26 protein-coding genes are annotated in these 24,538 nt (G+C 42.4%); 13 read left to right on the forward strand and 13 right to left on the reverse strand.

The features are described 5' to 3' along the window. Window positions 1–147: 147 nt before the first annotated feature. Entirely contained in the window at window positions 148–1,989 is a 1,842-nt protein-coding gene (locus tag QNM18_RS09600) for a S8 family peptidase (protein ID WP_211010280.1), read from the forward strand. A gap of 506 nt (window positions 1,990–2,495) precedes the next feature. On the opposite strand, the gene QNM18_RS09605 is transcribed toward QNM18_RS09600, so the two are convergent. The 8 genes from QNM18_RS09605 to fadI form a co-directional block, all read right to left on the reverse strand. After that, the gene (locus QNM18_RS09605; protein ID WP_284137042.1) at window positions 2,496–2,651 is read right to left on the reverse strand and encodes a hypothetical protein; all 156 of its coding nucleotides are present in this window, start codon (window positions 2,649–2,651) and stop codon (window positions 2,496–2,498) included. A gap of 43 nt (window positions 2,652–2,694) precedes the next feature. Continuing rightward, entirely contained in the window at window positions 2,695–2,865 is a 171-nt protein-coding gene (locus QNM18_RS09610; protein WP_284137043.1) for a hypothetical protein, read from the reverse strand. Between the two features lie 125 nt (window positions 2,866–2,990). After that, window positions 2,991–4,211 (reverse strand): protein kinase family protein, encoded by a 1,221-nt coding sequence (locus tag QNM18_RS09615; RefSeq protein ID WP_284137044.1) that lies wholly within the window; start codon window positions 4,209–4,211, stop codon window positions 2,991–2,993. Between the two features lie 625 nt (window positions 4,212–4,836). Beyond that, window positions 4,837–5,097 (reverse strand): hypothetical protein, encoded by a 261-nt coding sequence (locus QNM18_RS09620; protein WP_284137045.1) that lies wholly within the window; start codon window positions 5,095–5,097, stop codon window positions 4,837–4,839. A gap of 70 nt (window positions 5,098–5,167) precedes the next feature. After that, the gene (locus tag QNM18_RS09625; protein WP_284137046.1) at window positions 5,168–5,449 is read right to left on the reverse strand and encodes a hypothetical protein; all 282 of its coding nucleotides are present in this window, start codon (window positions 5,447–5,449) and stop codon (window positions 5,168–5,170) included. A gap of 321 nt (window positions 5,450–5,770) precedes the next feature. Further along, window positions 5,771–5,938 carry a hypothetical protein gene (locus tag QNM18_RS09630; RefSeq protein WP_211010281.1) on the reverse strand — a complete coding sequence of 56 codons (168 nt, stop codon included), beginning with the start codon at window positions 5,936–5,938 and terminating at the stop codon, window positions 5,771–5,773. A gap of 240 nt (window positions 5,939–6,178) precedes the next feature. Further along, window positions 6,179–8,281, reverse strand: coding sequence for a fatty acid oxidation complex subunit alpha FadJ (gene fadJ / locus QNM18_RS09635; RefSeq protein WP_284137047.1), 2,103 nt, complete (start codon window positions 8,279–8,281; stop codon window positions 6,179–6,181). Continuing rightward, window positions 8,282–9,592 (reverse strand): acetyl-CoA C-acyltransferase FadI, encoded by a 1,311-nt coding sequence (gene fadI, locus QNM18_RS09640; RefSeq protein WP_211010283.1) that lies wholly within the window; start codon window positions 9,590–9,592, stop codon window positions 8,282–8,284. A 292-nt stretch (window positions 9,593–9,884) separates the two neighbouring features. On the opposite strand from fadI, the gene QNM18_RS09645 reads away from it, so the two are divergent. From QNM18_RS09645 to QNM18_RS09700, 12 genes are all read left to right on the forward strand, one after another. Then, on the forward strand, window positions 9,885–10,841 hold the full coding sequence (locus QNM18_RS09645; RefSeq protein ID WP_023401554.1) for an AAA family ATPase: 957 nt from the start codon (window positions 9,885–9,887) through the stop codon (window positions 10,839–10,841). 16 nt (window positions 10,842–10,857) lie between these two features. Next, window positions 10,858–11,799, forward strand: a complete 942-nt coding sequence (locus QNM18_RS09650) for a DUF58 domain-containing protein (protein ID WP_284137048.1) — start codon at window positions 10,858–10,860, stop codon at window positions 11,797–11,799. A gap of 5 nt (window positions 11,800–11,804) precedes the next feature. After that, window positions 11,805–12,239, forward strand: a complete 435-nt coding sequence (locus tag QNM18_RS09655) for a DUF4381 family protein (protein WP_284137049.1) — start codon at window positions 11,805–11,807, stop codon at window positions 12,237–12,239. Next, window positions 12,232–13,218: a vWA domain-containing protein gene (locus QNM18_RS09660; protein WP_239425423.1), complete on the forward strand. Its 987-nt coding sequence runs from the start codon at window positions 12,232–12,234 to the stop codon at window positions 13,216–13,218. The genes QNM18_RS09655 and QNM18_RS09660 overlap by 8 nt, the downstream gene beginning before the upstream one ends. A gap of 1 nt (window position 13,219) precedes the next feature. Then, a complete protein-coding gene (locus QNM18_RS09665) occupies window positions 13,220–15,106 on the forward strand; it encodes a VWA domain-containing protein (protein WP_284137050.1) in 1,887 nt (628 codons plus the stop codon). Next, entirely contained in the window at window positions 15,100–16,746 is a 1,647-nt protein-coding gene (locus QNM18_RS09670) for a BatD family protein (protein WP_284137051.1), read from the forward strand. Before QNM18_RS09665 ends, QNM18_RS09670 begins: the two co-directional genes overlap by 7 nt. Window positions 16,747–16,797: 51 nt before the next feature. Continuing rightward, entirely contained in the window at window positions 16,798–17,313 is a 516-nt protein-coding gene (locus tag QNM18_RS09675) for a sigma-70 family RNA polymerase sigma factor (protein ID WP_023401548.1), read from the forward strand. Then, on the forward strand, window positions 17,313–18,038 hold the full coding sequence (locus tag QNM18_RS09680; protein WP_284137052.1) for a DUF3379 family protein: 726 nt from the start codon (window positions 17,313–17,315) through the stop codon (window positions 18,036–18,038). Before QNM18_RS09675 ends, QNM18_RS09680 begins: the two co-directional genes overlap by 1 nt. Before the next feature lie 110 nt (window positions 18,039–18,148). After that, the gene (locus QNM18_RS09685; RefSeq protein WP_211010290.1) at window positions 18,149–19,012 is read left to right on the forward strand and encodes a Tim44 domain-containing protein; all 864 of its coding nucleotides are present in this window, start codon (window positions 18,149–18,151) and stop codon (window positions 19,010–19,012) included. Between the two features lie 367 nt (window positions 19,013–19,379). Next, window positions 19,380–19,676 (forward strand): hypothetical protein, encoded by a 297-nt coding sequence (locus QNM18_RS09690; protein WP_284137053.1) that lies wholly within the window; start codon window positions 19,380–19,382, stop codon window positions 19,674–19,676. 16 nt (window positions 19,677–19,692) lie between these two features. Then, the gene (locus QNM18_RS09695) at window positions 19,693–20,067 is read left to right on the forward strand and encodes a hypothetical protein (protein ID WP_211010292.1); all 375 of its coding nucleotides are present in this window, start codon (window positions 19,693–19,695) and stop codon (window positions 20,065–20,067) included. 4 nt (window positions 20,068–20,071) lie between these two features. Continuing rightward, window positions 20,072–20,392: a hypothetical protein gene (locus tag QNM18_RS09700; RefSeq protein ID WP_284137054.1), complete on the forward strand. Its 321-nt coding sequence runs from the start codon at window positions 20,072–20,074 to the stop codon at window positions 20,390–20,392. Window positions 20,393–20,489: 97 nt separating this feature from the next. On the opposite strand, the gene QNM18_RS09705 is transcribed toward QNM18_RS09700, so the two are convergent. The 5 genes from QNM18_RS09705 to QNM18_RS09725 all read right to left on the reverse strand — a co-directional run bounded on the left by QNM18_RS09705 (window position 20,490) and on the right by QNM18_RS09725 (window position 24,465). After that, window positions 20,490–21,332 carry a kinase gene (locus QNM18_RS09705; RefSeq protein ID WP_284137055.1) on the reverse strand — a complete coding sequence of 281 codons (843 nt, stop codon included), beginning with the start codon at window positions 21,330–21,332 and terminating at the stop codon, window positions 20,490–20,492. Then, the gene (locus tag QNM18_RS09710; protein WP_284137056.1) at window positions 21,333–22,004 is read right to left on the reverse strand and encodes a response regulator; all 672 of its coding nucleotides are present in this window, start codon (window positions 22,002–22,004) and stop codon (window positions 21,333–21,335) included. Between the two features lie 84 nt (window positions 22,005–22,088). Further along, complete coding sequence (locus tag QNM18_RS09715; RefSeq protein WP_211010296.1) at window positions 22,089–23,564, reverse strand: ATP-binding protein; 1,476 nt, start codon at window positions 23,562–23,564, stop codon at window positions 22,089–22,091. Between the two features lie 211 nt (window positions 23,565–23,775). Continuing rightward, window positions 23,776–24,072 carry a PilZ domain-containing protein gene (locus tag QNM18_RS09720; protein WP_211010297.1) on the reverse strand — a complete coding sequence of 99 codons (297 nt, stop codon included), beginning with the start codon at window positions 24,070–24,072 and terminating at the stop codon, window positions 23,776–23,778. Window positions 24,073–24,081: 9 nt separating this feature from the next. Continuing rightward, on the reverse strand, window positions 24,082–24,465 hold the full coding sequence (locus QNM18_RS09725) for a response regulator (protein ID WP_036977231.1): 384 nt from the start codon (window positions 24,463–24,465) through the stop codon (window positions 24,082–24,084). Between the last annotated feature and the right edge of the window lie 73 nt (window positions 24,466–24,538).

Genomic DNA, 24,538 nt, shown 5'->3' on the forward strand with positions numbered 1-24,538 from the left:
AAACAATGAATGATAAAGTATTTTAAATATAGATTATAACTCCTTGGAATATAGATAATAGAAATAAATTTTTTCATTCGATCTGTTATTTCTTGATCAATCTGCTTGTTTATTACCGTGAACAAACAAACAGATTGGAAATATATAATGAATAATAAATTAAACATTGTTACCGCTGGTTTACTATTGGCACTTGGGCAAGCAAGCGCACAAACATTTGATAATAGTGTGCAAGAATATGACCCGACAAAACATGTTTGGGAATACACATATAAATTGGCTGATGGCGACCCACTTGTAGTACATCAATGGCACCTTCAAAACACAGGCCAATCAGCTGGTGCAATCACTCCTGGAGTAGCTGGAATTGATTTGAACTTAGACTTTACACACCGTCGTGGTATTTTGGGTCAAGGGATCAATATTGCTGTTATAGATGATGGCCTTGCTACCTACCATCCAGACCTTGCGCCAAACGTGGTACAAGGCAACACGCCTAATCCTAACCCTTACATCTATCAGTACGAATCAAGAGGTCGTCTAAGTATTGACGACCACGGTACAAAAGTTGCTGGGATCGCGGCGGCGGCTGCATACAACGGCCAAGGTGGCCGAGGCGTAGCACCAAATGCCACACTGACAGGTGTAAACTACATAGGTAAAGAAAGCAATATTAACAGCCGCACGCTTGCTATCCGCTCTGTTATGGATATGGATGGTGCTGTTCAACCTATGAATAAACTTACCGACGCTCGCGTTATCAACCAAAGTATCGGTTATTCATTTTCTGACGCTAGCATCTATGGTGATTACCGTGCATTCTTTGATGATATTGACGCTGTAACCAAAAGAGCAGTAACAGAGAGTCACGGTGGCCGTGGTGCAATGGCTGTTAAATCAGCAGGTAACAGTCACTATATTGGCGGTCGTTGGCTAGACAGAGACAATGGTCTTTTGACACTAATTTATCCTAATGGCTATGCACTTCCAGCATATGACGCGTCAATTGCAGACCCGACAAATGCCAATTTCTGGAACTTAACGGTTTCTGCACTTAATGCAAAAGGTAATTTAGCGGCTTATTCTACAGGTGGTTCAGCGGTGTTACTTACAGCACCGGCTGGTGAATGGGGACGTTATAGCCCTGCGACAGTGACCACAGCTCTACCTAAGTGGTGCACAGATGCAACGGAAACACAATGTGAAGAGCCAATGTACGCATTTAACATGAATGGTACTTCAGCTGCAGCACCTGCTCTATCTGGCGCGGTTGCACTTATCATGTCGGCAAACCACCAGCTATCTTGGCGTGACGTTAGACACCTGATGATCACTACTGCAACAAAAGTAGATGCTGATGCTAAACCTCGCATGATTGGCGATTATGAAGCTATCCCAAGCTGGCAAGTGAATGGTGCAGGTCACGCGTTCCATTATGACTATGGTTTTGGTTTGGTTAATGTAGATGCGGCAGTTGAAAAAGCACTACAAACAGGTCCTATCCTAGGCGACCTACAAATCAAGTCATATGACGTGCCAGTAAAAGCAGACGCGTTTATTTACGATGGCGATTTCACTGGTACTGAATCAGTTCACACACAAACGGATGACCTAACAGTTGAAGCCGTTCGCGTACACTTAAGCTTGGATCATGAGCGCCTTGGGGATTTATCTGTTGAGCTTATTTCACCTAGTAACACACGCAGTGTCATCTTAACCGCTGGTACAGACATCGAAGGCAATAAGTTCAATGACAATGTGATCCTTTCAAACCATTTCTATGGTGAGTCTGCAAAAGGTGATTGGAAACTACGTATCATCGACACAAATGCAAAAGACTCATGGTCTGAAAGAGTATATGACTTAGGCACTGGTAAATTTGTTGAAGGTTCAAAAGCAGTTATTCCACAGCGTGGCGATAAAGTACAACCTAACAACACTAAACCAGGTCAGTTAACTGGTTGGAGCATTACGTTCTACGGTCATTAATTAATGATTATAAGAGAGCTATACCTATAGCTCTCTTTTAATTTTAAATTGCGAACACTATTTAGATAAACGCTGGCAAAATTTATAGGTTACACATAATAAAAAAATGAATCTTCACATCGGGGTTAACTAATTTAACCTCTCTCCTAGTAGAAATAATATGCCAACCCTTAATCTGGTTTTCAACAGTCCAACAAAGTAATTACCACTGGATTAAATACATTTCATGAGTGAAGCTTTACTGCGTGTTCATTCTATTTCTTTATATCACAGTGCCAACTAAACCGCTTTAAATGGCCGTAAAAAGCCCACCTAAAATGCAACTCCCCCATAAACTGAAACAGTTCATAAGTAGAGTTTCTATCAATATAAAATTGGGGCAGTTACAGTTACGCAACCGTATTCGCCCGCACTGGGTTAAGTACACTATACCTACTTAACTCAAGTAAGTAAGCGTCTCTATCAACCAAAATACCTTTAAATCGACCCTGAAATAGATGATCAACTCAGCCATGTTTGCGGTTTATATTTTGTGTAAATACACCATTTAATTGCGCATCCCCTTGCTTAAATTGGCGTCGGGTGTTTCTAAAAGTAGATGATAGTGGTTTGTCATCAAACATTTCATCGTCAAAGAACTTGGAAAGGACTCGACAATACACTGCGTTCTTTTCCTAGTCCTGAAACAGAAGACACAGCTCTGAATCATGCACCTTGAGGGAGTTTGGGTATTGAACGTTCACATACATCAGATAAAACCGCCAAAAACAGCATATAGTCACCATCATCAAAAAAGATGTTCCGCCGCGTATTCCCCCTAGAAGTCACGTGGTAAAGCGCTCCTGCAAATTCGATTCTTAACGGTCTTGCCATCATATATAACCCCTCAATTGATTAGATTAAACATAGAGCACGAGAGGCAAAAGACAAGATCTGACCCCAATGTTCTGACCCCGATGTTTCTTTTACTGGGGCAAATCATAACGCCATGTATACTTCTTTTATGTTAGATTCGAATTATAGTATTTATAAGTATTCGTTCGCTTTACATCTTCTTCGCTTTTCGTCAAATTTATCTTCTCATCAAAATACGCAAGGACTTTATCTATTTCTTGTCCATGGTCCTCGAAATTCGCATTTCCACTCTCCCCGGCCTCATCAACCTCTGTTAAGGCATTACTCAGGCTTTTCTTCAGTAGATCGTACATCACATTAAAGCTTTCATACTCCAAGTACTCGCTTTTCATGGGGGCATCTTGTGTTGCACTTAACACTGCACTGATAAGTTCGCTCCGGCTAGGTATCCCCCCTCCAATAAAGATTTGTAAGATATTTCTAGGTACGAGTTCCGCATTGATTTTAGTGATGGTACCTCTAGCATTCCATCGATTATTGACTCTTAAAAGTAAATTTGACCATCCGTCTAGAAGTTCTTTCGTTTGATAGCTCGTCGTTGTACTTCCCTCTTTTGATAGCTGGTCATGCCAGGTGGCTAAATCTTTCCGTTCATTATCACTTGCTACACCAAAATCATAAGTTTTTAGCTTTCCATCTTTGCTCCTTCCTACGTTATGTTGTTTGACATCGTTATGGTGTATACCATTTTTTATTAACTCTTGTCTTAATTTCCACGTTTCTAACGCAATATCCACCTCGGTTGCAATTATTTCTATCAGGGGAGGGTGATTCTCTTTTGAATCTGGTTTTAATACAGTTTCAAGTTTTTCCATAACAATACCCCAGGAGCCTTCAGGTATTTCATCACTATCCTGTGGTTCCCCTATTTTATCTTTTACAATTTGTCCATATTCATATGGTTTTGCGACTAGTCCCGGCGCTTTATCATACGCCTTTTTCTGTTTTTCAAACTCTGTCTTTATATCTTCTCCGCTGCTTCTGACTTTCACTACTTTCTGTGGGTCATCAGTATTATATGCTCCACCTTGATTACCAGAACCTAGAAGACTAGTGAGTGTCGTCCCTCCAACGGTAACTTTACGTTGAGGTATAGAATCTGTGTATTTTTTGGTTGAGATAGTATAATTATCACGATTATCTCTTATGAATCCGGCCGTTGCGCCTTGTGCACAAGTAGAATTACAGCCTTTAGCATTACTATTATTTACAATCCGAAAAAGAGCCCTGCTCGGGTTATTTATTTTAGAAGTCGAGTTCGTAACGCCCTTTCTTTTATTTTCTTTTTTCTGTAATGAAAAGTGCATATCTCAAACCTTTTAAATATTTCTTCAGTCATTGTTATAGGCTTCCTTCATTGCCTATAACAACACCACTAGGCCACGTAGTGGCTCGGTGGCGTTTATCCTGATTATCTCTTCATTATTTAGTGTACTTTTAACAACCAATTTAGCCGTTAATAAGCCACTCCCTTTTTTATTTCTACAAATCATCAATTTCATCCAAAGGTGATGAAATATTATTCACCCCTCTGGTTGTCACAGTTTTTTAGCACTCGAATGAGCTTCCACAGCTTCGATGCTCCACTTTCTAATAAATGCTAAGTCGTTACTGCCGCTGATACTGAAGTATTGACGAACGCTGCTAACTTTTGTGAATATACAACTCATCAACCCGATATTGACGCACTAACCCTTGCCCTAATTCACTGGTTAACCCTAGTGTTATCACTGCATTGATATCGACATCAACGCCACTTTTTACCCACTTAAACCATCGATTTACATACTCTCCAATGCTAGTTTTACTAGCACCTTGCTCATAAAGCTGGGATAGTTTGCATTGATGATTAACCCAAGTTCGCCAGGCTATACCAACATCTTTTACTGCTTGTTGCCCTAAGAAATAGCCAAGAAAATCGCGATCAAAGGGTCAGATCTTGCCTTTTGCTACGATTCTACTCACTCTAGAATAATGCAGCCCAAAGTAGTCACCAATCTCTGTTGACGTATAACCCCCACTGGCGTAGGCGTTGATAATTGCTTGATTTCTCTGTTCAAAATTTATGTAGTCTTGTTTAAGTGTGAGGGGTTTGGCGCGCCTTTGACGCGCTGGTATTTCATTTAAATTGCCACTGTGACTCGTCATATCGGTTTGATAACGCGCTACAAACGCATCATCGCCCAAAAACATTTGATGTTTTAAATGAGGCCATATTTTTCGCCCAATATCTGCCAAAAAAATGCGATATAGGCTTTTACTGCTAGCGCGCGCTTTGTACTAAATAACACAATAAATTGTCAACTACCAACCAATCGGGAGCGGGATTACTACCCACTGTCGCATGCCAGCTACTCCAATCATAGTCTTGTGGATGCGCAACCATATTCGCTCGTACAGGGTTAAGCACAATATACCGGCTTAACTCAAGTAAGTAGGCGTCTTTATCAACCAAAATACCTTTAAATCGGCCCTGAAATAGATGACCAACTCGGCCATGTTTACGGTTTATATTTTGTGTAAATACACCATTTAATTGTCGCATCCCTTGCTTAAATTGGCGTCAGGTTTTTCTACGAGTAGATGATAGTGATTTGTCATCAAACAATGACTGTGTATCACCCTGTTATACCCCAATTATTCTCAAGATGCGAGGTTCAGCGAGAAGTGATTGGCTTTCAGGTAAGGCGTCGATTTGAAGATCTAGTGGGCCTAAATCGAAAATTGACAACAAAGTATGAAAGCCAATCAAACTCGCCCTTGGGAGCGCGTATTCGGTCCCACTTCATCGTCAAAGAACTTGGAAAGGACTCGACAATACACTGCGTTCTTTTCCTAGTACTGAAACAGAAGACATAGCTCTGAATCATGCACCTCGAGGGAGTTTGGGTATAGAACGTTCACATATATCAGATAAAACCGCCAAAAACAGCGTATAGTCGTCATCATCAAAAAAGATGTTCTGCCGCGCATTCCCCCTAGAAGTCACGTGGTAAAGCGCTCCTGCAAATTCAATTCTTAACGGTCTTGCCATTTTGTTCCCTGAATATATAACCCTTTAATTTGTAACTCCCCCACAAACAAAATTGCTATTGCGGATCTTGTGTTGTTATGCTCAATAAGACAAGGAGATAGAAATAATACTTCAACTTAAATCATTTTATATTTAATGATGGAACTAAATAATGCGACTAGGATATGGATGATGAGAAAAAAAAGTAATAAAAGACATTTTAGGAAGTACCAATGTAGGTGGTACTTCCTAATTTTCTATTTAACTATAGTATGCTTCGCCTGCTTCCGCTTTCGCTTTCAGCGGCTCTGACGGCGTGAATACATCGTTTTCAGTTGCATAAGTAGACAACTCTGAACACACTTTATTGATACCGCGTTTATCCATGTAGCTAAATGGACCGCCTAAGAATGGTGGGAAGCCAATACCAAAAATTGCACCAATATCGCCATCTCGAGCAGAGGCGATAATCCCTTCATCTAAACATCGAGATGCTTCATTTAGCATCTGCGCAACACAGCGGTTAGCAATTTCTTGCTTATTCAAACGTGGAGCCTGCGTGATCCCTAACAAAGCATAAACCGATTCGTCGACAGTCTTGCCTTTTTTCCCTTCATAAGTATAAAAACCGCGTCCAGTTTTCCTACCTAGGCGTTTATTGTCTATCATACGTTCAAATGCATTTGGCGCTTTAAAACGATCACCAAGCTCTTTTTCAAGAATTGGGGCGATTTTAGACCCAATGTCAATGCCAACTTCATCGAGTAGTGCAAGGGGCCCAACCGGAAAGCCAAACTCCACAAGTGCCTGATCGATTTTCTCAATTGGTTCACCAGCTAGCAGCAGGTTAGCAGCTTCGTTTACATACGGTGCCAAAATACGATTCACATAGAAACCTGCTTTATCTTTAACTACAATCGGTGTTTTACCTTGCTTTCGTGCAAAGTTAACCGTCTTTGTTATTGTTTCTTCTGAGGTACTCGCATGAGGAATAATCTCAACCAACGGCATTTTTTCTACTGGAGAGAAGTAATGTAATCCAATCACATTCTCAGGGCGCTCAGCCTTTTCTGCAATTTGTGCAATTGGCAGCGATGAAGTATTACTGGCGAATATCGTTGATTCTGAACACTCACGTTCAATATCTGCGACCATACCCTGCTTTAATGCTAAGTCTTCGAAAACAGCTTCGATAACAATATCAACATGCTCGAAACCACTATAATCTGTCGTGCCAGTTATGCTGTTCATGGTCGATTGCATTTGGGCTTTAGATAAAATACGGCGTTTTTGCTTTTTAGATAAAATCTTGTAGCTGTAGTTTAGGGCATTGCTGATCCCTTGGTGTGCTACATCTTTGATACGTACTCGTACGCCTGCTTTTGCAGCACTGACATGAGTGATCCCTGCCCCCATCAAACCACCACCTAAAACTGCAGCACGCGAAATACTTGCCTTGTCGTCACTTTGCCACTCTTTTTTCATCTCAGTGGTGGCAAAGAAAATTCCACGCAAAGAGCGTGACACATCTGTCATTACAAGATCTGCAAAGCCTTCCGCTTCAGTTTTGTATGCTTTTAATTCATCTAATTCGACAGACGCCCTTACTGCCTTAATGATTGCAAGTGGAGCCGGATAGTGGCCCCCAGTCTTTTTCTCGACATTATCTTGTGCTTTTTTGAAGATAATATTTCGGCCAAATGGATTGGATTCAAGCAATTGACTGAGTTTATCTAGCTTTGGCTTGCGAGCCTTTGGCTTACCTTTTCGAGCAAGTTTGACCGCGACATCCATCAAAATGCTGTGCGGAACACTTTCATTGACCAGGCCAGCTTTTGCAGCTTGTTTTGCGCGCACTTGTTTACCCGTTAGCATCCATTCCAGCGCTTTTTGAATACCCACCAACTTAGGCAGGCGTTGTGTGCCGCCACCACCGGGTAACAAACCAAGTTGCACTTCTGGTAAGCCCAACTTTGTTTTGTCATCATTTGTACACACGCGATAGTCACACGCTAATGCAAACTCCAACCCGCCGCCTAAAGCTGCTCCATGGATGGCCGCAACTGTTGGGAAAGGCAGTGCCTTCATTTTGAAAAACGCCTGCTGACACATTTCTGATAGGCGCAATGCATCTTCGCGCGTATGTGCATTGTCAAGCATCTTGATGTCTGCACCTGCAATGAAATTGTCAGATTTACCACTGACAAACACCATACCAGTTACGTCGTCTTTTTTCCCTTTTTCAAGAATTTCGAGCAACTCATCGGCGAAGGAATCACGTAACGTATTCATTTTTTCGCCCGGCACATCAATTGTTACTAATGCAACTTTATGGCTGTTTAATTCATAACTAAATACTGACATTTATGCACTCTCCAATACAAATGCTGCACCCAATCCACCAGCCGCACAAGCTGTTGTCAATGCGAGCCCACCACCTCGGCGTTTTAATTCATTTAAGCTTTGAGTGATAAGCCTCGCGCCTGTTGCCGCAAATGGGTGGCCATAGGCTAACGAGCCACCATTGACATTAAACTTGTCCATATCAATCTCACCTATTGCTTTATTGCGCCCAAGCTTCTCTTTTGCAAACTTGTCCGAAGCAAACATTTTGACGTTAGCCAACGCTTGGGCTGCAAACGCTTCATGCATCTCAATTAAGTCAAGGTCTTTTAATTCGATACCAGCTCTATCTAGGGCCAACGGCGTTGAATGAGCTGGACCCATTAGCATGTCTTCATGTACGCCAATTGCAGAAAATGCATAAGAGCGAACATAACCTAAAATTTCATAGCCGAGGGCTTTTGCCTTACTTTCACTCATCATCAATACAGCTGCAGCACCATCAGTGAGAGGCGTCGCATTAGCCGCGGTCACAGAGCCATGTTTTCTGTCAAACACAGGGCGAAGTTTTGCATACCCTTCAAGTGACGAGTTAGCACGAATGTTATTATCTTTGTCGATAAAACCTTTATATGGTTCTACGTGCGCAGTCATAACTTCTTGCGACAATAGCCCTTCATCCCAAGCTTTTGCAGCTAAAGAGTGAGAGCGGTGCGCCAATGCATCTTGCTCTTCACGGCTAATACCGTGTGTTTTTGCCATTTGCTCAGCTGTGTCACCCATTGACAAACCAGTTGAATATTCAGCAACTGCTGGGGGAACAGGTAATAAATCTTTTAAGCGCAATTGAGAGAAAATCTTCAAACGCTGGCCTAATGTTCTGGCTTTGTTTAAATCAACTAGGCTACCTGCTAGTTTTTTGCTTACACCGATCGGCAATACTGAAGAAGAGTCCGCGCCACCAGCAATACCGACAGCGGTATGACCTGCAATGATAGACTCAGCAACATTAGCAACCGCTTGAAAGCTTGTCGCACACGCTCGAGAAACCGAATATGCGTCAACGGATACAGGCATACCCGTGCCAAGCACGATTTCCCGTGCAATATTTGGCGCTTCAGGCATCTGTACAACTTGCCCAAAAACTAACTGGTCGATTTCTTTTTTATCTATGTTTAGGCGTTCCAGCATTTCATTGACCACAGTTTTACCTAGGTCTAGTGCAGGTACGTGGTGATAAGCCGTGGCTTGTTTTGCAAAAGGAGTACGTAGGCCACTCACAATAGCGATACGGTCTCCGTTTATTGTTTTTAGAATGTTTTGTTCAGACATGAATTTTGCTCTCCCGCTGACAGGTCTGACCTGTTATTTTAATCCGATTCTAAACAACCGAATCCATTCTGCCAATAGAAAAATGGAAATTGTCTGTAAAATCACAGCGCAAATTAAACTTAGCGTGAATTTTGAACAAATCAAAAAGCGTCTGAAAAATATATTAAAAATATGGAACTAAACCAAATAATACGGTCTAAGAAAAATGTGAAAATCCACCTCAAAAGCTTGAGTTTTCCGTTTCAATCCATATAAATAAGCAACAAATTTGTCATAACAAGGACAAACAAGCATGGCAGTTAATGAGTTTACTGAATTAAAAAAATACTTAGACACCCAAATTTTAGGTCAACCTGACTTAACCGAAGCACTTTTAATCGCAATTTTGGCAGACGGCCACCTATTAGTTGAAGGCCCTCCAGGACTGGCAAAAACCCGAGCAGTGAATGCTCTCGCCAAAGGTATAGAAGGCAGCTTTCAACGCGTTCAGTTTACACCTGACTTGTTACCGGCAGATATAACAGGCACCGATATTTACAGACAACAAACCAGTGAGTTTGTATTTGAGAAAGGCCCGCTTTTCCATAACCTTGTACTTGCAGACGAAATTAACCGCGCACCAGCTAAAGTTCAATCAGCTTTACTTGAAGCTATGGCAGAGCGTCAGGTCACCGTGGGGAAGACAACTTATCCACTTCCTGAACTCTTTATGGTTATGGCGACTCAAAACCCGTTAGAGCAAGAAGGTACCTATCCGTTACCAGAAGCACAACTAGACCGTTTTTTATTACACCTCAATATTGATTACCCACAAGCGCAAACAGAGTTAGAGATCTTACGTTTGACACGAGGTGAAGCGCTCAGCACAGAGGTTGTGAAGTTTAGTCCAATTAGTCAACAAACATTATTTGAGGCTAGAAAAAAAGTATTAGAGCTGCATTTGGCCGAGCCGCTTGAGCAATATTTGGTACAACTTATAATTGCAACCCGTGAAGCAGCCAAATTGGACGCACAACTTGGTGCTTGGATTGAACTAGGTGCAAGTCCAAGGGCGACAATTGCTTTAGATAAATGTGCCCGTGCCCACGCTTGGTTGCAACAACGTGATTTTGTCACGCCAGACGACATCCAGGCCGTTTTACATGATGTTCTGAGACACCGTATTATTCTGAGCTACGAAGCCCAAGCGGATGGTATTACCAAAGATCAAGTGATCAGCCGCATTCTCGAGCTAGTGCCCGTACCTTAAGGTTTAAACACCACCTATGAAAGCAAATATTGATATACAAAGCTGGTTTGCAAATTGCCATAGCAATGGTGTTGAACTTGGGCTCAAGGAGTTACTCTACTACAAGAGTAAATCTCGACTTCTCGACTTAAAACCTAAAGGTCATATTCGCAGTGCGCAAGCGGGACAATATCTCGCACCGCATAAGGGTCGAGGTATGGAATTTGCCGAGGTGCGTCAATACCAATATGGCGATGATATCCGCGCCATAGACTGGCGCGTCACGGCGCGAACAGGAGAAGCACATACCAAGCTCTATCAAGAAGAAAAAGAGCGCCCTGTTTTTATCTTTACAGACTTATCAAATAGCATGCTATTTGGCAGTCAGCTACTGCTCAAGTCCGTACAAGCAGCCCATTTGAGTGCCCTCGTCGCTTGGTCGGCGTCTCAACGAGGCGACAGGTTAGGCGGCGTTGTGTTCTCTGAACACAGCCACCATGAGCTCAAACCAACGGCCAGAGACAAAGGTGTACTCGCGTTTTGTCACCAATTGTGTGACGTTCATGAAACAAGCTTAGTTAACCGCGACAATAAAAACACCAGTCGTTTTAATGATAACCTGAAACGCCTTAAGCATTTGGCAAAGCCGGGTAGTTTAATTTACCTCATTTCTGATTTTTCCGAGTTAAATGATGAGAGCTTTTCATTGCTCGAAGGCTTGAGTCGCCATTGTGAGTTAATAGGCTGCCAAGTAAGTGACCCTTTTGAGCATACTCTTCCTGCATACAGTGAAGCAATCGAAGTCCAAGGCACCAATAGCGCATGGACCTTACCCTTAAGCGACAAACAATTCAGAGACAAATTTGCCAAACGTGCACAAGATGTCTTTAGTGCTCGGTTAAAACGTTTGCAACGCGCAGGCATGACGATGCTCAACTTCTCGGCCGATACGCCATTAGAATCTCAGCTTTCTAGGTAACTACAATGAATCCATCTCCATTAGATGCCTTACATGATGTCTTGCCACCTGAGCAGGTAAATTGGTGGCCCCTATCACTGCCAACATGGGCACTTATTATCACCTTAACGCTGATACTTTTGCTATGCAGCTTCTACTTATATCGCAGCTGGCAATACGGCGCAGCTAAGCGAGAAGCTATCAAGCTCAGTCAATTAGAAATAAAAGATGCACTGGCATTACACGGTTTACTAAAAAGGCTAACAAAACACTACTATGGTGCCACGGTGGCGGCTCAATCAACGTCCAATTGGTGCCAAACCTTGAACTTGTTGTCAAAAGCTCAGTTTAGTGAACAAGATATTGCTTCATTATATAAATCAGATAACAAAAACGATCAGGTTGAAAAACTAATGATGGCAATAAAGACGTTTAAAACCAAGGAGCGCTTAGATGTTTGAATTTGAGTGGCCACTGGCATTTTTACTGCTGCCACTACCTTGGCTCATAGCCAAATTAAAACCCATTCCGGCTAGAACCCAGCAGAAAATCCGTATGCCCAGTTATGCAAGTCTGGGCGGCATGGGCACGCAAGAACAATCGTTTTCCCGGAATAAAAACTGGCTTGAAATGCTCATCTGGCTGTTACTAGTTACTGCACTGAGCAATCCCACTTGGTTAGACGACCCTATTACGTTACCAAGCGAAGGCAGAGATATTATGCTCGCGGTCGACTTATCTCACTCAATGGCGGAAGAGGACATGGAGTATAACGGCCGTTACATAGACCGCTTATCGGTTGTAAAAGCTGTACTGGGTGACTTCATAGAGCAGCGCCAAGGCGACAGGCTTGGCCTTATCTTATTTGCTGATACCGCATTTTTACAAACCCCCTTAACCAAAGACATAAATACTGTTAGTCAAATGCTTCAAGAGTCACAAATTGGCTTGGTCGGTAGAGCAACCGCCATTGGTGATGCGCTAGGCCTTGCAGTAAAACGATTCAACCAAAAAGAAGAAAGCAATCGCATTTTAATCTTGCTCACTGATGGTCAAAATACCGCTGGAAACTTACAACCGGAAGAGGCACTCATCTTAGCGCGTGAAGAAGGTATTAAAGTGTACACCATTGGCGTTGGCTCAGACGGGCGCAGGAATATGGGGTTCTTTTCTTTGGGCAGCATGTCAGGAGCGAGTATAGATGAGCAAACACTCACCCATATTGCCGATGAAACTGGTGGTCGCTACTTTCGAGCTAAAGACGTGCAAGGTTTACAACAAATTTATTCTGAGCTAGACAACTTAGAGCCTATTTCTGCTGAAGACGAAACCTTTCGACCCAAGCTCGCACTATTCTATTTGCCTTTAATGGCTGCATTAGCAATATGGGCCATCGCCCTATTGATTCGTTTTGCAAAACAGTGGAGGCGAGGTAATTAATATGACCGAATTTCAATTTATTCGACCTGACCTGCTTTGGCTGCTGCTCCCGTGGTTGGTGATAAGCCTACTGCAGTGGTATAAAAGAGCAAGCAACAAGCAGTCTCAAATTATTGCCCCTCATCTGGCGAAAGTAGTACTTACCGAAGGAGAGCAGACTAAATCGAGCCATTCCTCATGGCTAACCAGTTTAATCCTGTTGCTGGGCATACTTGCTGCAGCGGGACCAAGTATTGAGAAACAAAGCGTCCCTGTATTTACCACAAAACAAGCTCGCGTTTTAGTGATGGATATGTCTTACTCCATGTACTCAACCGACATTGCGCCTAACAGGCTTACACAGGCCCGTTTTAAAACTCTGGATATGTTAAAGCAATTTAATGAGGGTGACACCGCGTTAGTCGCTTATGCGCAAGACGCTTTTATTGTGTCACCATTAACCAGTGATGTTAATACTTTAGAAAACCTAGTGCCGAGTATTAGTCCAGCCATTATGCCAGGCAAAGGCGCTAACGTTCTGGCAGGTATAGATCAGGCAAAGAATCTACTGGAGCAAGCAGGATACCCATCGGGTGAAATCGTTCTTATCACTGACGAAGTTGAATTGGAAGATGCCCAAGATATCCATAGCATGTTGAGTGGAACAGGATACACACTCCATGTTTACGGTGTTGGCACAGCCCAAGGCGCTCCGATCAGCGTACCAGAGGGTGGATTTTTGAAAGACAGATATGGGCAAATTGTAGTACCCAAACTATACGCAGATAGGCTTCGTTCGCTAGCACAACGTTTAGGTGGAAAATATGCAACTTATTCGCCAGACAGCTCGGACATTGAAACTTTTGCCTCCAACAATACTCAAGATATTGAAACACCCAAAGAGCCAAATGAAACGCTATGGCGTGTCGATGCCGGTAAATATCTTTTATTCGTCATCGTACCTTTGGCATTGATCGCATTCAGAAATAACGCTGTTGCTTTGAGTATATGTGCCTTAGCTTTTCTACCCAGTCAACCAACTTACGCGGCGGATTGGCAATCATGGTTTAAAAATACGGACCAAAAAGCCCTTTCAGCATACCAAGAAGAAGATTTCGAACAGGCAACTAACGCTCAAAACGCAGCTCTCAAAGGTGCTGCACTGTACAAACAAGGCCAGTATGAGCAAGCTGCACAGGCACTTCAACATGCCAATACCGCAATCGGCCAATATAACTTAGGGAATGCGCTAGCTCACTTAGGAAAGTTAGATGAAGCAGTTGAAGCTTATGAACAAGCGCTAAATTTGAACCCCAACTTGAATCAAGCGCAAGAAAATAAAGAACTGCTTGAGCAGATCAAAGAGCAACAATCGCAACAAAATCAAGATCAAAGCAACCAAGACCAGAACCAGCAGTCCTCCGAGCAACAGCAAGACAATCAGCAAGGTGAAGGACAGGAACAGCAGCAATCAAGCCAGCAAAATGGTCAAAATAGCGAATCTCAAGACGGCCAAGAAAATGAGTCTGAACAAGAGCAAAATGAACAATCAGATCAAACAAATAGCAGCGAACAGTCTGAGCAACAAAATCAAAATAGCCCAGAATTAGCTGACAAACAGTCAGGTAAAGAAGAAGAACAATCACAAGAGCAAGCTGAGCAAAAAGCAGCGCAACAACAAGCTCATCCTCAGCAAGCTGAGCCGCAAGAAGGTGAACAAACACAAAGTTTGACACCTTCACAAATGAGAGAGCTCACCCCTGAAGAAAAGGAAAAGGCGCAACAGCTGGACCAGCTTCTGCGCAGAGTACCGGATGATCCGGCTATTTTGTTAAAGAACAAAATGCTTTTAGAATCACGACAAAGACAACAACAGAGACAACCAGTAGGAGCTGAAAAATCATGGTAATGCGATTTGCAATCTGTTTTATTATTTTCGCTGTCGCACTGCCCGCTTTGGCCATTGACAGATTGACGGCCAGTGTTGACAAAAACCCTGTGTTGGTTGGTGAATACTTTACGTTGACAATTGAAGCCAATGGTAAAGTTTCAGGGCAAATGCCTGACACTTCAGCCATTGCACAAAGCTTTATTACGGGCCCTGTTAGTACCAGCTCTCGTACTCAGATCGTCAACGGTAGTATGAGTAGTGCAACAAGCTGGCAAATGCAGGTTATGTCTCGCAGTGCAGGTGAGTTCACTATTCCTGCATTTGAAATATCAGGTGCCAAGAGCCAACCAATCAACCTGCGCGTTGTAGCCAGAGAGGCGGATGACAGCCAGCAAAAAGACGTATTTGTCACCACTGAGCTCAACCCTCAATCGTTATATGTGCAACAAGCTGCACTCTATACAGTAAAACTATTCATTGGTAAGGATTTACTTGAAGCACAAATGACCCCACCATCAATGGAAGATGGCTCTATCACTGCAATGGGTCAACAAGAAGAAAACTACGAAGTGCTAGATGGTCGCCGTTATCGAGTTATCACCAGAGAGTATTTAATACAACCACAAAAAAGTGGTAGTTATACAATCGAAGGGCCCATTTTCAACGGCCAAGTACGGGAAGGATATCGCAGAATGGCCGTAAGTGCCGTCGGTGATTCAATAGATGTGGAAATAAAGCCCATTCCTGATAACTATCGCGGCGCATGGCTGCCAAGCGAATTAGTTAATCTTGCAGAAGAATGGCAACCCGAGGATAACCAAGTAGTTGTTGGTTCTCCGATTACTAGAACATTTACATTGACAGCCTTAGGTATAACCAAAGAACAATTGCCCGATATTGAAGTACCCAGTGTAGATGGTTTTAGAATTTATCCAGATGAAACAGACCGTAATCAAATGGCACGTGATGGGCGAGTCATTTCGCAAATGGTTGCATCTTATGCCCTACTCCCGCAAAAACCGGGGACATATACACTGCCAGAACTGAAACTCCCTTGGTTCAACACAGTAATAAATCGCGTGCAATATGCCACTTTACCAGCGAGAACCATTGAAGTTGTCGCTGATCCCAATCAACCACAACAGCCTGTCGCTCAATCACAACCCAATATGGTTTCCCAAACGCCTGTGCAACAATCCATCACTGAACCCCAAATAGTGTACAAGGAAGCAGAAAAATCTTGGTTAGACTGGGGACTAATGGGGTTAGGCTACCTTTTGTGGTTTGTAACCTTGGCCCTGTGGCTTTTGAAAAAGCCAGCCAAACCAGTAGATGTTCGCTCAAGCGGATCAGAGGCTGCCGCTAATACAGATGTGACAGTGAGACTAAAACAATTGGGTAAAGCGGCCAAACAAGGCGACAACAGTCAGTTTTATACTTTGCTACGCCAATATGTCGAACTTGCGTTTGACCAGACACTCAAATCATGGTTAGACCAGCAAAGCCCCGAAATTCGGGAACAAATTGCAAAATTGCAGGCTTGCCTTTATAGTGCAAATAAGCAACAAGTTGATCTCGTGACGCTATACAATCAAGTGTGTAAAATTAAAAAGCGTTCAAAATCAGATGCTAAGAATAGCTTAGAGAAGTTGTACTAAAAAATATGGCAAAAAATGAAATAATATTGCTAAAGGCAAGGTCTAGTTAGCATGACCCAAAAACAAAAACGTTACGAATCTTTGGTTCAGGTTTACCATACGGAGTTATACCGCTTTGCTTATTGGTTATGCCAAGATCCAACTATTGCAGAGGATTTGGTTCAGGAAACATTTTTACGTGCATGGCGCTCATTAGACGCACTGCAAGATGAAAAAGCGGCCAAATCCTGGTTATTAACAATTTTACGACGAGAAAATGCACGTCGTTTTGAGAGAAAACAATTTGACTACGCTGATGTCGAGAACGACACATTGGTCGACACCAAAAGCACAGCGTTAGATGATGAAATGGAACAAACTGTCGTACAACGGCAAATTAGTCGATTAGCTCCTGAATATAGAGAACCACTCTTACTTCAGGTTGTGATGGGATGCTCGGGAGACGAGATCGCAGACATTTTAGAGTTAAACAAAAATACAGTAATGACAAGATTGTATAGAGCGAGAAATCAGCTAAAAGAGGCACTAACTAACGTGAATGAATCAGCAAAGGGGGCATCAAACTGATGGATGATTTAGAATTTCGCCGTCGCCTGTTCGCCGATCCAAGCGATGAGCAACTTATAGACGAAGCGGAACAAGATCCAGCTAAAAAGCGTTTACTTGACGAGGCGCAAGATTTCGACGTCTTATTAAGTAATGCGTTAAATGTGCCTGTACCCGATGATTTGCAGGCAAAGCTGCTTAAAAACGTTGAATCTGAGTCTGAAACTCAGTCATCAGACAATGTTGTACAGCTTTCTTGGTATAAACGCTTTACTGTGCCAATTGCATCTGCTGCATCTGTCGCTTTAGCTGTAATGGTGTATTTCAGTACTGTTGTGCCAACACCTTTATACGCTGGTGAGCATGCCCTCGAACACGTTTATTATGAAGAAAGCGCTTTAAAGCTGAGTAAAGAAGTCACTTTGCAAGTGGTTAATGAAAAGCTTGCCATGCTCGGAGGTAAACTTGAATCACTACCTGGTAAAGTGACATATGCAACTTTTTGTAATTTTAAAGGCCAGCGTAGCTTGCATTTAATCTTTCAATCGGATCATGGTCCAATGACCGTCTTTATTGTTCCTAGTGAAAGCAATGATTACCGTCAAGGTGATACACAGTTTAACGATGATCGTTACAGTGGCTCAATCAATAAAGGAGCTAATGCAGACACCATTTTGGTCGCAAAACTGGGCGCTCCTGTCGATAAATATCAAGTGGAAGTCAACGACTCCTTACAATGGCTATAAAACAGGGCGTGTAAAGCGCCCTTTTTGTTCCCGAATCAATCCTATTTCAGTTCAATTTCTTGTCTAATTTCATTAGAATGACAAACAGTATTTAAACTTAGAGGAAAACCATGAAACAATTTTTTGTTTTATTGACTATCGTTTCGATGTTATTTGCAACGGCTTTTGACGCAGAGGCTCGTAAGAAGTTTGGCGGCAAGAAAAAAGGCAAAACACATCAGACATCCACTGTACAACAAAAAAAGCAAGTTGATACTAAATCTCTTGCTGCACAGCAAGGCACTAAAAAGAAATCGAGTAAAAAAGGCATTATGGCTGGTGTTTTAGGTGGCCTGCTAGCAGGTGGCCTGATCGCTGCGATGATGGGTGATGACTTTGAGGGCTTCCAATTCCTTGAAATGATCCTATTCGCTATCGCAGCATTTGTTCTTTTCAAAGTCATAATGGGCTTTATGCGCAAAAAGCAACAGCCACAAATGGCTGGAGCACCTAATTTTGGTCAGCAGCAACAGCAAAATCAAAGCTTCTCGCAACCTCAACAGTTTCAAGCAAACCAGACTGCTGGAGGATTTGGAGCACAACAAGAAGTACCTTTTAATCTGCCACGCGATTTCGACGTAAACGGCTTCTTACAAGGTGCTCGTTCGCACTACCAAACCATTCAAACGGCATGGAACAAGAAAGACTACGCAACAATGGCTGAATACTTGAGCCCAGAGCTTGTCGAAGAATTCCGTCAAGAGCGTGAGCAACAAGGTGATGTTGCAACGGAAGTTATGTTTGTTGATGCAGAGCTTGCACGTGCAGATGTAAATGCTGACAAGTGGGAAATCAGCGTGATGTTCCGAGGTAAGTACCGTGACTTAGGTGACATGCAAGAAGAGCCAATTCACGAAGTTTGGCACTTAGAGCGTAAGACGCAAGGCGATGCGCCTTGGCTTATCGTAGGCGTTGAAGACCTAATCGAAAGCTAATTATAAGCGTTAAAAATGGGCTCTAAAGGAGCCCATTTTTTTCATCAACCACTCTTTAACGTTCGCTATCTTCTAAACTCTACCTATATAAGAAATGTACCTTGAAACTTGCCTATTAAAACGTAACCGCTTCTGATACGACTGTTAATGGCCAAAGTTTTATCATCAATAGCTCTTCTCTTTTTTGAATTTAGCTACCTTCAACGCATGCATGTATCACGCTATTTAATATACAAATAATGCCAGTTTTCAGACTGTACCGCAGCATACTTGCTCAACATGAACTATTGCATTTCGGTCAGTATTGGCTATCTTTTTGGAATATGCTTTGAGGCATGCTTTATGTGTCTAACAAAGGAAGGTTCATATGGCGAATCAAGACGCGGAGCGTATCCATAGTGGTGCTATATCACTACTAAGTATAATGGTGGGCATATTCACTTTTTCGCTTGCCAAAGTCACTGAGTTTAATGGCTTAGAAGACGATCAACGCACCTATTTGTATGTGAATTACTTTCTTGGCTGCTTGGTGATTCTTTGTGGTTTGGCAAGTGGTTGGTCCAAGTTTTATTTACTGAATAAATTTAACCTGCTCGCTGCATTATATTTTTTCTTACTCGTATGTATCACAGCTTTTCCGCCGCTGGTATGGATCTTTAGATAACTACAGGGAAATGAATATGCCGTACAGACTAACTCAATCTCTCATAGACGATTTAGCGTCACTTTTTATTCATAGAAAAAGCAAAACGTTGAATGCACACTATATTAAGCAAAGCCAAACTCAGGGTTTGTATCAATTATGGTTTAGAGATCTTCAAAGTGAAATAATCCCTATCTTAGATAGAAACGGAGATCCCGCTACCTACCAATACACTGACGAAGAGATTATAGAGGCATTAAATGCACGCATAATGAATTTTGATTCTAAACTGAAACGCTTGTTTCGTACGACTCAATTACAGCGCATAATTGGTTTTAGCCACTCTGAAGCCTGTGAGCTATTTGCTCGTAACATTGTCGCTATTAACCCTGTTACCAGTTCGGAGGATTGAGAACATGCGTAGACGAACCTTTTTAATCTCGATCGGATCTTTAAGCTTAGCGGGGTGTGCTGAAACTATTTTGATTGGCACAGCCTCTTATTACTATCGTGAGCCCCTTGCACAATACTACTGCAACTTGCTGGGCTGCGAAGATGGCGAAGTCAGTGAAAGTGAACTAAGGGTCCATGTAATGGAAAAAACCAAACACGCCGCTGAGCTTGCGGTCCAAAAAGGCATGGAGGTCTCCGATGAAGATATTTTGGCACAATACGAGCAGGAGATGTTATTGGCAAGGAAAGCACTGCGAAATGTGGGTGTAAAACTGACTGATTAACTTCTGTGGGAATAACCTCTGGTACCTAATTGAATACTGACTTTGTATTGGCTCAACATTTAGAAACCAAAAAGAGTACATTTTATAATACCCTTGATTAACTTATTCCCCTTCCCTCATCAAGCTTTAGTTCTAGGTCGCATATTGCAGGTAAAGTGGCAAACCCCCACTCAGTTAACCTCTGATATGATTGTATGAATTCGAAAACTTGAGCGTTTGTCATACCAACTCCTTTGGCTGCAATCAGCTTTTTTTCTTGCTCTAGACGCCACTGAAAGACACGTTCAAATTTCTGACCATTCAAAAAAACCAATTTATCGAAGTGCTCGAATAATACCTGATAATCCGCCGCTAGAAAGTTGTTTACTTGTGCTCGATACTGGCCCGAAGGGTCGTTCTGCTGTTCAAATACATTGCAAGTACTTTGTACCAAATCTGTTGGTTGCATAGGTAGACCAAGGCACCACCCTTCAATGATAAGCACATCAAGCTTAGGAGGAACCCGTTTCCAAGCATCAACTGGATAGGGGTTATCTGTCGATTTATCAAACTGAGGTAATATAAAAGGCTCACGCTGTTTGAACTGTGTGACGACTGATATTGCAGCTTGTACATCATGAGTGCCAGGTGCACCACGAGTCGCGAAAGGCGCACTAAGGCGTTTTGCAAGGTTTTGACGTTCAGATTTGCTGTAGTAAAAGTCATCAATTGACACGGACTCGGCGAGATAACCATGTGCACGTAAGTATGCAACATAGTATGCAGCCAATGTCGACTTGCCACTCCCTTGGCAGCCACTTATGGCTATACATTGAGGCTCAACTTGGCCGTTCACTGCACTTTCAAGCCAATCGAGCGCTTTTTCAGCTTGCTTTATATACTGAATGGGGACTTTGTGTGTTTCACAAAACAGCCTTTGCCACGATGCTAAAGCAGACATTTACATCACTTCAAATTTGTATCCAACGCCATAGACAGAGTGAATAAACTCACTATCTGGGGCAATGTCTTGTAGTTTTTTGCGTATCTTTTTTATGTGGCTATCGATGGTCCTATCACTGACTACTCGATCATCGTCATAAATTGAGTCCATTAATCGAGCGCGATTGTAGACTCGCCCTGGGTGCTTAAACATAGTCTGCAGCAACATGAACTCAACATGCGTAAAATCGGTCCTTTGACCATTATAATTAACAAACAAAGTCTCTTCATCTAATAACAGACCAGTTTGTATCGGCGTTGTACTAGTGGTGCGTCTAAGAATAGCTTTAACGCGCGCAACGACTTCTTTTGGACTGTAAGGCTTACAAACGTAGTCATCAGCGCCTACCTCTAAACCGAGTAGTCTATCGATTTCTTCGACTTTTGCGGTCGTCATAACAATTGGTACATCTGAGTCTTTACGAACCTGAGTGCAGATCTCAATGCCGTCCATAGAAGGCAGCATTAAATCCAACAAAATAATGTCAGGTGTAAATGTTCGGATTTTTTTTAACGCTTCAGCACCATCCATCACAATATCGAACTCATATCCAGCTTGCTCAAGATATTTACCTAATACAACTGCTAGTTTTTCTTCATCTTCGACAATCAGTACTTTTTGTTTATTCATTTCAATGCCTTGGTGGTACTTATCAGCTGTTAGTTTTGAATATATCAGCAATATTTACAAGATCCGGGGTAGCCAAATAGTCATTTATTGCTCAAGAGGAAGCAAGACATCGACGCTAACACCACCCAACTCGCTTTCACTTGCTTTGATAGAGCCATTATGTGCTTGAACAATACTGGCACAAATAGCAAGCCCCAATCCAGATCCCCCTGAAGCCCTATCTCTAGCCTTATCCACTCGGTAGAGCCTATCAAATAGTTTTGGCAGCAATTCAGGATCTACACCTGGGCCACTGTCTTGCCATCGGATCGACAGATGGTTTTCTTCTTGAGAGATCACAACCTTAATTTTACCGGCTAACGCATCGCTAGAGTCAGTATAACGCAGCGTATTTTGCATAAAATTACCAAACAACTGAGAAAGCCGTGCTTCGTCACAATAAAGCACCGTCTCTGATTGTACATCGATCGCCCATTCAAAGTGCCTGCTCTTCAATGTGGCTAAGTGCGCATCAAAAGTATGGCCAATTATCTCTGAAATATCACACTCTGACATGTGGTAACTGAGCGATCCTCTATCTGACATAGAAAGCTGGTGTAAATCATCTACCAATTTTGTTAGCCGATTAATCTCATCATAGAGTGAATGGAGCTGTGCCTCATCCGACTCGATAATGCCATCAATCATCCCTTCAAGCTCAGCTTTAAATACCGCAATAGGTGTTCTCAATTCGTGGGAAATATCGGCGATCCATTGCTGTCTAGAGTGCTGATTTTCCGCCAATGTAATTGCCAATGTGTTTAAATCTCGGGCAAGCAGTCCAAGCTCATCTTTACTATATGATTTAAAAGGCGCTTCGTAATTACCTGACGCTATTTTTTTTGCCGCAGCTCTTAACGATAGAACTGGCGCGACTAAAAAGCGGCTAAATGGAATAGCTAATAGGCTACTAACTAGCATCGCTATAATCGCAATACCTAAAAACCAATGCTGCTGCCTGTTGGCAAAAACTGAATCTAATGAATTGCTTATTTCAAGGCCATTTTCAAGCCCAATATACCCGAGAAGCTTGCCTGAATTGTCTTCATTTTCATGCACTTCGAGCCAAAGTGTTTTATTCTTACTGTCCTTTTTTCCCTTCAATAACTCACCAGTAGCTGACTTAAATACCAGCCTAGCTTGTGCCCCTCGCATGTGCCTAGGAGGACGGTCTTCTCTTCCTTCACGTCTTTCTGGTTCAGCCGCCCTATGATGCCTAGGAGGCCCTCTTCGTGGGCGTTTCACCATATCGTCGATCTCTTCTTGTGATCGACCATGAAATTCTCCAACCAACCTTGTCCAATGAGGGTTTCTTCTTGTCATCCACCCTTCACCGTAGTTTTCAAAATTCTCTCTGATAGTTGGCAAAATTGCGGTTAATTTAGCGCGACTACTGTCTTGCAAGTATTCTCTAAAGCTCTTTTCAAAGGCTAGCTGATTTGCATAGTACACTGCCGATATAAGCACTGCATTAACTAACAGCAATATAGCTAGCAGCTTTCTTCTAAGGGTTAACCTCATCGACACTCCATAAAAATCAAAGACAAAAGCAGTAACTTGGCAACCAACCTCCCGATTATTGTTACGTGGTTCAATACAGGTAGCACAAGTCGCATATATATACGGTTGGTTTGTAGTCTACTGCAGAAATTATTAAATAAGATTGTGCAAAAACAGTGGAAGTTAGGTAAGCGAAGGCTATGAATTTCCCTTCGCCATGGATTTAAACGTCTTAGTTAAACTGAACGATTTCTAGACCAACGACGTAACTGTCTTCTGTGGCTTCATTACTGCTGCAACGAACAACTTTAGCACTGGCATTGAAAGGAGGAATTGTGGTGCTTTTACTGTTGATGAAAACTGCAACCATCTCTCCTATTTCCAACGGATGTTCAATTTCGATTGACAGCCCCGTAGCACTGAGGTCCTGGCAAGTTCCAAGTAATTTTTCACCTGACTGGTTAACAGTCAACTCTGCTTGCGCATTGACCATCATGCGCATAAAGCGACGCTTATCTTCATGGATCATAGTGAGCTCCTAGACCATATTTTTTATTTTTTCCAAAAGCGATTGCATAGCGAATGGCTTTACTACATATTCATCACAACCTGCTTCATATCCTGCTTGTTTTTCTTGTTCAGATTCTAGACCTGATACCATCATGACCGGAATATCTTTGGTTTCGGGTGTATTTTTCAACATGCGGCAAGTGTCATACCCGTCTAACCCGGGCATACAGACGTCCAATAAAATGACATCTGGAGGATCTGCTATCGCATTAGATAAACAACTGATCCCCGATTCCGCATAACTGAATTTAAACGCATCTGACAAAGCCATCGACAACATTTCGTAGTTAAAGTACTCATCATCAACAACTAACACATGCGGTGTTCTACTCCGTCTTTGCTGCGTGGACATAGTCAATGTCGCTTCCTTATCACAATCCAAAAATTTATATCCTCTTATTAAGGTAATTGGCTGAAAGCAAAAT

It is taken from the genome of Pseudoalteromonas obscura (genome assembly GCF_030135505.1).
GTDB lineage: Bacteria > Pseudomonadota > Gammaproteobacteria > Enterobacterales > Alteromonadaceae > Pseudoalteromonas > Pseudoalteromonas obscura.